Origin of the sequence: Paenibacillus aceris (assembly GCF_017874035.1) — a bacterium.
Lineage (GTDB): Bacteria > Bacillota > Bacilli > Paenibacillales > NBRC-103111 > Paenibacillus_E > Paenibacillus_E aceris.
On the sequence record NZ_JAGGKV010000017.1, the window covers coordinates 31,249 to 43,356 of the forward strand.

General features: G+C 50.5%; 12 protein-coding genes. 2 read left to right on the top strand and 10 right to left on the bottom strand.

Annotated features, from left to right (window positions below; translation table 11 throughout):
• Positions 1–307 precede the first annotated feature (307 nt).
• Complete coding sequence (locus tag J2Z65_RS24980) at positions 308–1,216, top strand: ArsR/SmtB family transcription factor (protein WP_167055835.1); 909 nt, start codon at positions 308–310, stop codon at positions 1,214–1,216.
• Positions 1,217–1,399: 183 nt separating this feature from the next.
• Here J2Z65_RS24980 and J2Z65_RS24985 read toward each other — a convergent pair whose 3' ends face one another.
• The 9 genes from J2Z65_RS24985 to J2Z65_RS25025 all read right to left on the bottom strand — a co-directional run bounded on the left by J2Z65_RS24985 (position 1,400) and on the right by J2Z65_RS25025 (position 9,237).
• A complete protein-coding gene (locus tag J2Z65_RS24985; protein ID WP_167055831.1) occupies positions 1,400–2,581 on the bottom strand; it encodes an MGDG synthase family glycosyltransferase in 1,182 nt (393 codons plus the stop codon).
• Positions 2,578–3,255 (bottom strand): phosphatase PAP2 family protein, encoded by a 678-nt coding sequence (locus tag J2Z65_RS24990; protein WP_167055828.1) that lies wholly within the window; start codon positions 3,253–3,255, stop codon positions 2,578–2,580. Before J2Z65_RS24990 ends, J2Z65_RS24985 begins: the two co-directional genes overlap by 4 nt.
• A 243-nt stretch (positions 3,256–3,498) precedes the next feature.
• A complete protein-coding gene (locus J2Z65_RS24995; protein WP_167055824.1) occupies positions 3,499–4,029 on the bottom strand; it encodes a hypothetical protein in 531 nt (176 codons plus the stop codon).
• Positions 4,030–4,098: 69 nt separating this feature from the next.
• On the bottom strand, positions 4,099–6,774 hold the full coding sequence (locus tag J2Z65_RS25000; protein ID WP_167055821.1) for a YhgE/Pip domain-containing protein: 2,676 nt from the start codon (positions 6,772–6,774) through the stop codon (positions 4,099–4,101).
• 579 nt (positions 6,775–7,353) lie between these two features.
• Positions 7,354–7,794 carry an SRPBCC family protein gene (locus J2Z65_RS25005; RefSeq protein WP_167055818.1) on the bottom strand — a complete coding sequence of 147 codons (441 nt, stop codon included), beginning with the start codon at positions 7,792–7,794 and terminating at the stop codon, positions 7,354–7,356.
• Between the two features lie 62 nt (positions 7,795–7,856).
• Positions 7,857–8,246, bottom strand: a complete 390-nt coding sequence (locus tag J2Z65_RS25010) for an SRPBCC family protein (protein WP_167055815.1) — start codon at positions 8,244–8,246, stop codon at positions 7,857–7,859.
• Between the two features lies 1 nt (position 8,247).
• Positions 8,248–8,427, bottom strand: a complete 180-nt coding sequence (locus J2Z65_RS25015) for a hypothetical protein (RefSeq protein ID WP_167055812.1) — start codon at positions 8,425–8,427, stop codon at positions 8,248–8,250.
• A gap of 44 nt (positions 8,428–8,471) precedes the next feature.
• A complete protein-coding gene (locus tag J2Z65_RS25020) occupies positions 8,472–8,930 on the bottom strand; it encodes an SRPBCC family protein (RefSeq protein WP_167055809.1) in 459 nt (152 codons plus the stop codon).
• Positions 8,908–9,237 (bottom strand): ArsR/SmtB family transcription factor, encoded by a 330-nt coding sequence (locus J2Z65_RS25025; protein WP_167055806.1) that lies wholly within the window; start codon positions 9,235–9,237, stop codon positions 8,908–8,910. The genes J2Z65_RS25020 and J2Z65_RS25025 overlap by 23 nt, the downstream gene beginning before the upstream one ends.
• Before the next feature lie 213 nt (positions 9,238–9,450).
• Between J2Z65_RS25025 and J2Z65_RS25030 the strand changes: the two genes are divergently transcribed.
• Entirely contained in the window at positions 9,451–9,858 is a 408-nt protein-coding gene (locus J2Z65_RS25030; protein ID WP_167055803.1) for a DUF6855 family protein, read from the top strand.
• A gap of 393 nt (positions 9,859–10,251) precedes the next feature.
• Here the strand turns inward: J2Z65_RS25030 and atzF are convergent, their stop codons facing one another.
• Positions 10,252–12,093 carry an allophanate hydrolase gene (gene atzF / locus J2Z65_RS25035; RefSeq protein WP_167055800.1) on the bottom strand — a complete coding sequence of 614 codons (1,842 nt, stop codon included), beginning with the start codon at positions 12,091–12,093 and terminating at the stop codon, positions 10,252–10,254.
• Between the last annotated feature and the right edge of the window lie 15 nt (positions 12,094–12,108).

Sequence of the window (12,108 nt, forward strand, 5' to 3'; positions counted from 1 at the left end):
ATAGCGCACACCGTGAGCCGCATGAGCGGCTCTTTGCCCCTACTCCAATATTCGCACTCACTTCGCCAATCCGCTTCTACTATGCTGCTTCAATCATCTTTTGCATCGACAAACATTGCATAGCACCATCTAGCTTAACTACCCTATTCAACACTAGCTACATTAACATCCATCGAGTACACTGCCTCACCCTGCTACATTGCACTTTGCGCAACCATTTACCACCCGCTCCACATCAACTCACTCATTGTTAAATTAACCTGCAAGTTATACAATAAACATAAAAATTATAGATTGAGGTATCCCCATGCACATTGAAGTGTCCACTAAAAATATGGCTTTTCTCGAATGCTTCTCCTCTGAAACGCGTGTGAAAATGATCGAGCTCCTTGGGCAAGAGCCTCTTAACATCAAACAGCTCTCGCAGAAGCTTGAAATTTCATCGGCGATTGTGACTAAACATATCCAAAAACTCGAACAAGCCGGCATCGTCTTCTCCGAAAACACGACCGGTGTTCGCGGAACCCAAAAGATCTGCCACTTGAACATGGAGCAAGCCGTCCTTCAGTTCAAACCCAGGAAGCCGAGCGAGCTTCCAACGAATACGGTAGCCATCCCGGTCGGGCAGTATGCCTCCTTCGAAGTGAAGCCAACCTGTGGGCTAGCCTCTCCGACCCAGCTTATCGGCGTGCTGGATGACCCGCGCTATTTCGCCGATCCGGGACATGTCCATGCTGGAATCCTGTGGTTTGCCAGCGGTTACGTGGAGTACAGGATCCCTAACTTCCTGCACAGCAACCAGAAGCTTCGCACGCTTGAAATTTCCTTTGAAATTTGCTCCGAAGCACCGGGGTACAACGAGAACTGGCCGTCGGACATCTCGTTCTACATGAACGGCATTCCGCTTGGAAGCTGGACAAGCCCTGGCGACTTCGGCGCTCAACGTGGCGTGCTTTCGCCCGATTGGTGGAGCAGCAGCAATACGCAGCACGGTCTGCTCAAAGTCATAACCGTCAGTCCCACGGGCTCCTATCTGGACGGAACGAAAATATCCGAAACCACGATCCAAGACCTAGCCGTCACTTTCGGCAAGGATATCCACTTCCGTATCGCATCACTGGAGAGCTCTCCCAACTGCGGCGGCATCACCTTATTCGGCAAAAGCTTCGGCAACTACGCGCAGGATATCGTCGTCACCATGCATGAGGACAAGTAGGCGACCATAGCTGCTTTACAAAAAGAACACTGTCAAGCTCACCTGCAAATTTAGTAATTGAGCATGGATTTCAGAATCTTAAAATGCAAATTGACAGCATGCTTGACAATACAAAGCGAATACGCGTTTTTTCGCGAAAATTAGGTGTTTTTGAAGGGTAAAAAGAGGGAGGAAGCGCCCCATCTAGCCGTTGGCATAGGCGACGCGCATACGATCTGACATAGGGATGAAATGATGGTGCGTATCAAAAATGGCACGAAGCATATGATGGGCGTCCTGATGCTGCTGACTCAGCTTCACATTCTCTTTCAGCTTCGATAAGAGGGATTGATTGGCGATCACTTCAAGCAGTTGGCTTTTCAACTCCAATGCATTCTTCACTTCGATCGCAGCTCCTAAACCGACCAGATACGCAGCGTTTTCCTGCTCTTGCCCAGGGATGGGTTTATACAGCATCATGGGAAGCTCCAAGGCCATCGCTTCAGAAATTGTAAGACCTCCAGGCTTCGTTATGATCAGGTCCGATAAAGCCATCAGCTCATGGACATGGTCCACGAACCCGGTCACCTTCACGCGATGCCTGGTTTTCTCGCCGCCGAGTTCCTCTTCAAGAAGCTGCTTCAGCTTTTCATTGCGCCCGCAAACAAAAACAAACTGCACCGGCTCCGCCAGTTCTTCCGACTGCAGGACGGACTTGAACTGCTTGCCGATTAGACCATGGCCTCCGCCCATTACCAACACAGTCGGCATCTCGCGATCCAAACCATGCTTATCCCGAAGCTCAGCCCGATCATATGCCTGTGTAAACGGCTCACGGATCGGAATTCCCGTAACCACGATGCGCTGCTCCGGAACACGGTATCTCAACAGCGCTTGCTTCACGTGCTCAGCACCGACTAGGTAACGATCCGTTCCCGGGTGAACCCAATAACTGTGGTCCGTATAGTCAGTCATCACAGTCACGGTTGGCACCGTCACGAACCCATTGCATTTTAAGTACGACATCGCCGCGGCCGCCCCCGGAAACGTGCACACGACCTCGGTCGGCTCCTCCTCATGAAGCAATTCCAGCATCCGGTCGGTGCTGAATGATTTCATTTTTTTAAACATATGGGAAAATGTATTATCATCACGTGTTTTGCGATACAAATAGCCATAAACGGACGGCAGGCTCTTCACCCAGCGCATATAACAGTATTTGCCCACGCCATGCAAGTAAGGATGCGTCCACTCTAAAAAGTCGACCACCTTCACGTCCACATTCGGTTTATGCAACCTCGTCGCTTCGAGTATCGCCTGCGCCGCTTTATTATGTCCATCACCTAGACTTCCCGTCAGGATCAAGAGTTTTTCTCTGCGTTTCATTGTCTTAGTCCTCCTTCGAGATTGTTTTGTTGTGTCTGCACCTTGATGTGCGACTCGGTTAACCAGCCTCTACGTACACGATCCAAGGCATAAACAACACCCTCCGCCACAAGAACGGCGCCTACGATATCCAGCAGAACATGCTGTTTCACAAACTGTGTGGATACAATGATGAGCAGCGACATGCCGGAGACAATGATTTTATTCCTCATCGCCACCTGAGTCGACCGCAGATAGGCTCTCATCATGAGATACGAGGTTAGCACATGCGTGCTTGGAAAACAGTTAAACGGTTGATCAGATCGATACACCCACTCCACCATCTGCAGCAGAGGGTCGCTCCCGGCTAGATCCGGCCGAGGTACAGTAGTTTGATAAATCGCATACACACCATAACAAATCAACAAGCCTATAACAGACTCGACTAGCGTTATATAGTAATTTCGGCGATCCTTGTACGCCAAGTACAGGAAACCGACGAACAAAAATCCGTACCACGACAGGTAAGGTACAACAAATCCTTTCAAGAACGGAATTTGCCGATCCAGATCGGTCACCAGACTATAGGCCATCGTGCCCTCCTGATTCAGATGAATATAGATAAGACCCACTAACGGGATCAACAGCAAAGCGCTGCAGGCTATGTAGTAGGACCACCACGATGCTAATTTCACACGAATCCCTCGCTCTCCTTAACGTTATCTTCATCATAATGGAGAACCCCCCTCATCTAAACGCTCTAAGGTACTGTCTTTCGTTAGCCAAAGGTCTTGATAAAACCTAGACCAAAGGCTAAGTTCTGTTCTGCGTTACTGCAATCTCCACAACCTATTATGAGAGAAATCCTTCGCAATACTCGTTCTATCTTGGCATAGCAAAAACCCAAGGCGCCGCCTCAGGTCATTGCGTACTCTGTCCTACTCATTCTTCCCTTTTCTCTTCTTCCCGAAACGTACCCCGCCATACACCAAAGCGCTCAGCGCGCACATTAGAATAACAGGCAGCTTCCAATGCGACGGCGCACTTTCATTTGTCACCGGCACCTCAGCTGCTTTGAGGGGAATTTCCTTTTCTTCGAGAAAGCTAATTTCTTGAGAAGCATTCCCTGCCAGCTTCGTTGGCGAGCACAGTGGATTTTCCCAGCCGCCTTCTTTCTTTTTCAAAAAGAAAAGATACTGCTTGCCTCGCTCACTCATCCCCCAGGTGACGTCCTCCGCCACGGCAACGTTTCGATCCACCATTCCCTTAAAGCTCGATAGCACAGTTAACTTCAGTTCCTTGTTGTTCTTCTTACGAATCACATCATCCACATTGGCCACAACCACGGCGTCATAGAGCTCGTAGCTCTTTTCAATGGAAGGCGGCCTCGCGCAAGAAAGCGCTGAAGCATGAGCGGGTACTAGAGCAGCCCAAACAACAAAGCAGATCCATAGCATTCTTATTTTCATATCAGCACCGTCCTCTACCATCAAAGACGAACTAAAACGTCCGTTGTTTCACCGAACCAGCGCTTTTTTTCAAGAAATCAACTTCGTCATCTTCGCCTTTTCAGCGACACGCTTCGTATATCCACTGAGCGGCTTTTTAAGCGCCAACGCCAACACATAGCACACCAAAATGAACATGCAGAGGCACAGGATATCCTTCAATACGACACCAATCAGCATCCCCCCCACGGCCTCTCGCAGCAACCCAACTGCATAGGTAAACGGCACGAAGGGATTCAGTTTTTGAAAAAAAGGCAATGCGGTGCTCACCGGGAATGTCCCTCCCGAGCTGGAGAACTGGAGCACAAGGAAAATAACCGCGATCCCTTTGCCGATATTGCCAAACACAGAAACCAACGTATACGTGATCGTGATGAACACAACGCTGATTAACATAGCAAAAATAACAAACCATAACTTATCCACAACATACGTCCCCAAAAGAAAGATATCCCCAATGGTGACTATTAGCGCCTGAAAAAATCCCATCGTCAAGAAGATCATCATCCGCCCAAAGTAAATCTGATGCGTCTTGAAAGCACCGTCCAAGTTATCCACATCGACTCTCAACAGAGAGACGAGCAGCATAGCGCCTACCCATATGGAAAGTGTTGTATAAAAAGGCGACATCGCCGAGCCGTAGTTCGGGATGGGAAATTTTTTGTCCTCTTTGATCAGCACCGGATTAGAAAGAAAATCACTCTGCTTCTGAATGTCGTTCTGAAGCAGACGGAGAATTTCCTCAATACTGCCACTTCCTTGGAAATTGCGTATCTGGTCAGCCGCCCTGTGCACGGCCGCTTCAAATTCCGGCAAATCGCTGCGCACAAGATTTGCCGCCAGATGGACAGCGCTCTCCACTTCAGGGAGCTTCGTTTGGTAGAGATCCGCCACTTTGCGGATGTCCTCCTCCGCCGCAGGGAGATCATTTCGAATAAAATCCGCAGCGGCATGCAGCTTCTGTTCCACACGCGGCAGGTCATTGCGGATGAACGGAGCCGCCTCGTTGATGCCTGTCGTGAACGCATCGAGCTTGCTTTGAAGCGTAGACGACGCTTCATGCACTTTCGCCCGGATATCCGGCAGATCCTTCTGCAAGGTATCCAGCTGCGTTTGGGCAAAATGAATACCATTTTGCGCATCCGTCAAAATTCCTTTTATATTGGGCAGCTGATCTTTCAATGTTTGTAAAGCGGCCCCTGCATTCTGAGCTATGGACATGATTTGGCCTAGTGCCTTGGTCATATTAGGCACAATCTCCGTATCGTATCTGGCCAGTATATTTCCTAATGCAGCGCTTGCCTCCTTGGACAACGTATTCAGGTTGTTCACAATGTCCTTCGCCGGCTTCTCGCCGCGCCCGATGGCACTTTGTACCTTACTCAACGTTTGAATTTGGTTAGCCATATTCGATCGAAGACCCGTTAGCCGGGAAATGGTATCCGTGAACGGACTGCCAGGCAAATACGTATTCAAGCGTGTGAACACGTCAATTGTATTATCCAACACTGCTGCGCCGGACGTAAGGCGTTCAGTTAGAAAGGCAATAGCCGCCAGTGCTTTCTGGGGGTCCAGGTTTACATCCTGCAGGATCCCAGTAAGCTGTGTGACAGCGTCTGCCGTTTGCTGAAGCAGGAGCAGATTTTGCTTCACTACGGGGGTTAGCGTTTGAAAGGCCGCCTCATTTTTTTGCAAAAAGCTCGTTAATTGATCGGCAAAAGCTGCCCCCTGCGTCGCAATCTCCTCGATTCTCGGCAGCGTATTCAGCGCGGCGCTTACAATTTCATCAGCTTTACGCGACTTGTCGATGGCGGTATTCAACACCTCCTCCACTTTGCCGAAGTTCTGGTCCAGCTCTGCGACACGACCTGCAGCCTTCTGAATCTCAGGCAGCTTCTGCTGAATGAGCAGCACTTCCTTCGCCACCTCCTGAATCTTCGGCCAGCGCTCTTCAATCTTCAAAACCGTATCCGCCGCGCGGTTAATATCGGGGATTTTTTGCTCAAGTTGGACGATCTTCTGCCCCTTTTCTTTGAGTTCAGGCAGCTTCTGTTCGAGCTCCAGCGCTTTATTTCCCATGGACGCTATCTCCGGTAGCCGCTTCTCCAGCTCCAAAATCTTCCCTTCCATATTGCGAATCGTCGGCAGCTCCTTCTCAAAATCGATGCCGATCTCCTTCATTCGCGTCAGGATCGAGCTGCTTACCGTTTTAATAAAATTTTCACTGATTTGCTGTGTCACGCTGGAAGCGCCTTTGCTTGTAATTTTGGGCGCTACAGCATTGATTTTCTCATTCACGGTATATAGAATTTCCGGCTTTTCCATCGTCCCGTCGACAATACTCGTGATTTTTTTCGAAAAGTCTTCGGGGATAATCAAACTCGCATAATAATCCCCGCGCTCTACGCCGCGCAGCGCCGTCTGTTCGTCAACAAAGGTCCAACCAAGCGAATGATTGTTTTTCAAATTATCCACAACCTCGTCTCCGATGTTAATGGCCTTATCCTCAATCTTCGCCCCCTGATCGTTGCTTGTTACCGCAATTTTGATCCCTGATGTATTAGAATAGGGATCCCACATTCCCTTCAGGTTTATCCAAGCATAAACAGACGGCAGAATGGCAAGCGCGGCCATGAGTAAAAGACCTGTAGGCACCCTCCACAAGTTGATTAGATCCGTCCGATAGATGCTGAAAATCTTCTTCATCGACGCCCCACCTATCCCTTCACATTTGGTTATTAATGTAACCTGACAGCTTCCATCGCATACAAAATAGTTCCAACCTCCTATGGACTGAACAGATACTCCCATGTGGATAACCTTATCTGTGGATATGTGCACAATGATCGGCAATCCTTATGCACAGCATCATTTGTGGACATGTTGATACTGTGGGTAATTTTGTGGATAAGTGAGCGAGAGGTGGGAATAGTGCCCGAAAAAGAGGGAGGGCGTGGGGGGAGGTCCGGTGGGATTGCCGTGGAAAATGAGCTAGGGTGTGAGTTTGAATTGAATGAGGCAGGATCAAGGAAGGAACACGAACTGAACACGAACTGAGCAAGAATGAGAAGGAATGAGGGAGGGAGGAATGAGCGAGGAATGAGTATGGAATGAGGGAGGAAAAAGTGAGGAAGGAAAATGGGGTACAAGTGGAAAAAGCGAAGAAAAGAGGGTGAGAATGAAGGAGAAAATGAAGGGAAAAATACGATGCAAAAGAGGGAGGAACGCCGAAGTCTCGGCGCGCGCAGTACCTCTAAGATCTCTAAGCTGCTCAAGCCCGACTTTTCAAACGCGATTTTCAAGCAGGAACTTAAGTCTTTTCAGATCTTTATTGTTCGCCCTTTTCATCATCAAAGCCATAAAAGGAGCAAAAATCATTGAGAACCCCGAGGGAATGCCTTTGTTACGCAGTGTCATATGAGTAGCCTGTCCATTCACCGATTCCCATATATACGTGGTTTCCATCGGAAAGGGACCGTCCGCCGTTTTCATGACAAGCTTACTACCTGGCACGTATTCGGCGATTTGATAAACATAGGAGAGTTCCTTGCCTAAGAACGCTGCCTTAAACGCAATTTTTGAACCGAGCTTGAGCGGTTTTGGCGTTTGCCACACTGCCGATTGGATATTTACATACCATTCAGGGGCATGATCCGGGTTCGCCGCATATTCGGAAACTTGATCGCAAGAACGATTAATCACTATCTCTGTTACAACATCTACCACCTTCGAATGCCTCCTTGAAAAATATGAAAAGCGCGCATGAATCACGCGCGCCGCTAAGATGATTAAGCTAATAGCTTCTTGATAGGCTCCCAGTAATTAGCATGCCAACCGGTTGCAAGGTGATCGCCTTGACCTTCTGGGAAACCCGTATGATCGAATAACAGCAGAGTTTCGGAGCCCTGCTCTTTGAGCTCGAATTTAGCAACGGAGTAAAAACCCTCTTCCCAATTAGCAGGACGCCATGCTTGTACAACGCGCTTGTTCGGGACAAGCTCAATATTGCGTCCCACGATCATACCTCCAAAACAAGAGAACGCGCCGCCTTCTACTGCATGAATATCCGTCGGAGCGCCTCCTGTGGCCTTGCTGAAAAGCTCACTGCTGATCAAAACTTCATAAACACGCTCAGGGCTAGCCATAAAAGTAACTTCTTGATGGATTGTATTAGACAACCTAAGCACCAACCTTTAACTGCTCATCCTTATTCATTAGCCACTGCTCGAGCATCTCAACTGACATGCTTTTCAGCATCTCGCTATGATCCTGAATGGCGTGGTGCCACATGGTAGCCTCTACTTTATATTTATTTTCATCCGTTACGTTAAACCCGCAATTGCAAGATAGTGTTTTCATTTGATTTAGGCTCCTTTAATAATAATCAGCATGATGGAATGAAATTAATGCATGGCCTTTTCAGACCACGGGTCGATACCCGGATCTTGGCCCTGCGCCACCATTTGAATACGAGGCATATAATGCGACCAACCTTGAATGTGGGAGGCAACCTCTGTCCCAGGCAAGTTATAGTGAGTTAGCACCAAGAGAGTGCCGTTATCTTTAGGAGTCAACTTAAACTCCACGGTACTGGAGCCGGGAGGGACAACCTTGGATCGCTCCCATCCCCATGTCATAACAATTTTCTCGTTAGGAATAATCTCCTTGTACTCGCCCATCGCAATATCGCTGCCGTTCACATCGATGCGGTATTTCCCTCCAAGACTTGGATCGAGCAGGACGTGTCGCCCCATCCAACGAACTAATTTATCCGGATCTGTAAAAAATGAGAACAAAGTCTCCGGACGGCATTCGATAAAAATTTCCTTCTTAATCGTTTCATTGCTGCTTACTGTTTCCATGATTTCTCCTCTCTTCCTCTTCCGCAGCTTCTTTCAGGCGCAATAAACTGTCATCCCAGAAGCTTTCGATATATTGCATCAATTCAGCGAAACCTTCCCTCCTAATCCCATAGAATCGTTTGGTGCCTGCCCGTCGAACCACAACGAGTCCGGCTTCCTCAAGAACTTTAAGATGCTGCGAAATAGCCGGTGCTGAAATGTCAAAATGCGAAGCAATGGCGCTAGAGGTCAGCTCCCCATCACGGACGAGACGTAAAATATCCCGGCGCCTTGGTTCCGTTATCGCTTGAATGGCTTTATCGATCATGACGTTAATTTAGCATACACTTAATTAAGTGTCAACTTAATTAAGTGTGTAAACCCATACTTCCTGCAAAATAAGACTACAGATCGTTCATCGTCCGCACAAAATCCGAGCTCATTAACAAACAATAAATACATATAAAACCTGATCTCTTCGATCAGGCTTCCCTTGTGTGTTATTCTGTACAAGTATAGAAAAACTAAAAGGAGCCATGACATGTCCTCTGAGCTAGGCACGAAAGAAAACCCTTGGAAATTAAAGACGCCGCCTCAAACTTCGGAATACGAAATGTTTCAAACTGAAAAAGATGGCAAAGCCATTCTTGTTTGCACCGTAGGCAAAACAATTTTGCATTATGACTACCGCTGCATTGAAGATTTACACGCTATGCTCAAGCAGCACGGGGATTGGATGGAGCTCGGCAGCGCCGATGAGCAAAAGCCAGCCAAAGAAGGTACCGTCGAAGCTTGGGGACGGTCTTCCGAAAATCCAGTCGGCGGCTGGTACGGCTTGAAAAAAGGGTTCCGCGGCCGTCTTGGCATGTACATCCCGCCGCTGCTAGAAGTATTAGGGCTTGCAGAGGTCGAGCACAATCCAAGGAACAACCGCATGCGTGCAATATAATAGGAGTGACTCGCATTAACGCATAAATACAGCCCTATTGCCAACTTGGCAGTAGGGCTGTTTGTGATTCCCCCTGCCATACGACGAGGGAAAAATAGTGAATGTGTACAGCGAGCTTAAGAAACGGTCAACTTGGAGACGACTCCCGAAATCCGCCGCTCACGGGTTTCTTGCGTTTTGGCATCCTCGACCTGGCGCGATCGATGAGACTTCATCCGAGTAACCGGAAAAACTCCAGTTATTTTGCACTAGTAAGTGCGAATCGGCCGATTTAACGGAAGAATTTCCAATTAACGTTTCTTGGAGCGACGATATACTGAAAGTAGCTGAGTCTTTCCAGCTAATTGGCCCTACGATTGGCGGCGTGGTTGCTATGGCGGGGGCGATCGCCCATCACTCTGCCGCCAGCGGCACCACTTGGCGCCAGCCGCCAAGCGCCGTCACATCTTCCGCGCCCGCGGCCGCGTAAGCTTCGCAAACAAAGCCCGGGACCTCCGAACCGTCCCGGAGCTCGACCCTCCCGATCCCCAGCGGAGCCGGGATCGCGGCTGTAAAGCCGCCGAATGCCTCCAGCGGCATTTCCCAAACCTCCAGGGCGATCGCTGCGCCGCCCTGGGCCCGCTTCACGAGCCCCGGCTTCGCCGGCGTGGTCGGCAGCTTCACGAGGCTGTACTTCGCCGCGGTTTCATCCTCACGGATGAACCGCGCTCCACAGCCTAGCATCTGCTTCTCCAGCGGGTAGCCGCGCATGTGCAAGCCGCAGACCGCGATGAGCGTCGTCGCCTGTGCTCCCGCTGCACTTGCTCCGGCATCGGCGGTCACCGATGCACCCTCGCTCGCGCTGGCAGCCTCGCTTGCTGCGCCCTCCAAGATCAGCTCGGCTGCGCCGCAGATCAAACTCTCCTCTTCGGCCACCCCGAAGAGGGTGATGCCAAAAGGCGTGCGCGGAGCCGCATCGCCTGCAGGCACGGCAACCCCGCACAAATCCAGCAAGTTGCAATGATTCGTGTAGCGGCCCATCTCCCGATTCGTTGCAATCGGGTCGGCCAGCACCTGCTCACGGGTCCATGCGCCTCCGCAGGTTGGCATAACAAGTACCGCGCCTTGCAGCAGCTTACGAGCTTCCAGCTTGATATGCTGCAGTTTGTGCATCGCATGGAATACGGAAGCCGCATCGTAATCGGCCGCAGAGCCGGAACGGAGAATTTGCTCCGTTACCGGGTAGGCGATCCCCGGATTCGCTTCGATAAAGCCGCCCAGAGCCGCCCAACGCTCAGCGACCCAAGGCCCCTCGTATAGAATCGCTGCCGCTTGTGAGAACATCGTGATATCCACATAGGCGATAGGTAGATTGATCCCTTTTAATTGTTCCACGATTCTCTCCCATGCCGCTTCATACTCGGCGGCATAAGGACCGTAGAACCCGAGCGGACCTTCCGGCAGCAGCAGGGTATGCGGAAGGCGGGACGCCCCTCTGCTCACGCTGCGCGACCACGGGTCGTCCTCGTGAAGACCGCGAACCACGCCGTCTACGGCGAGCGTGTCCTCCAAGCTGTGCGCAAAGACGGTTACACAGTCTAAACTCGCACAGGCAGGCACGACCCCTTTGGTTGGCCAGGCGCCGAGACTCGGCTTATAGCCAACCAATCGGTTTAGAGCGGCTGGCACGCGGCCCGAGCCTGCTGTGTCTGTACCAAGCGAGAACGCCGCTTGGCCGCGGGCCACAGCGACGGCGGAGCCCGAGCTCGAGCCGCCGCTGATCAGTTCCGGGCGCAGCGCGTTATGCGCGTCGCCATAAGGGCTTCTTGCGCCAACAAGTCCCGTCGCGAACTGGTCCAAATTCGTTTTGCCGACCGGAATCGCTCCTGCGGCAATCAATCTTTCCACCACGCCCGCGTGCTCCGCCGGAGTATAAGCATACTCCGCGCAGCCTGCCGTTGTCGGCACTCCGGCGAGATCAATGTTATCCTTGATTGCGAACGGGATCCCCCACAGCGGCGCATCTGCCGGATACACCCCAGCCAACGCCTCCAAATAGGGCTGAATGAGCGCCATAGAAGGCGGCGTAATCCAAATATTCATTTCCGCGTCGTCTGCTGCGCGCTGCACAATGGCCGAGATGACCTCTCGCGGCGTCAATTCGCCGTTCTTGTATTTCTCCTGCAGCCAAGAGATCGTAAGTTCCAACGGGAGCTGGATATGGACTGTGTTTCCCACTTTTTCGGCTTTTGTCATCTACGAACACCTCTC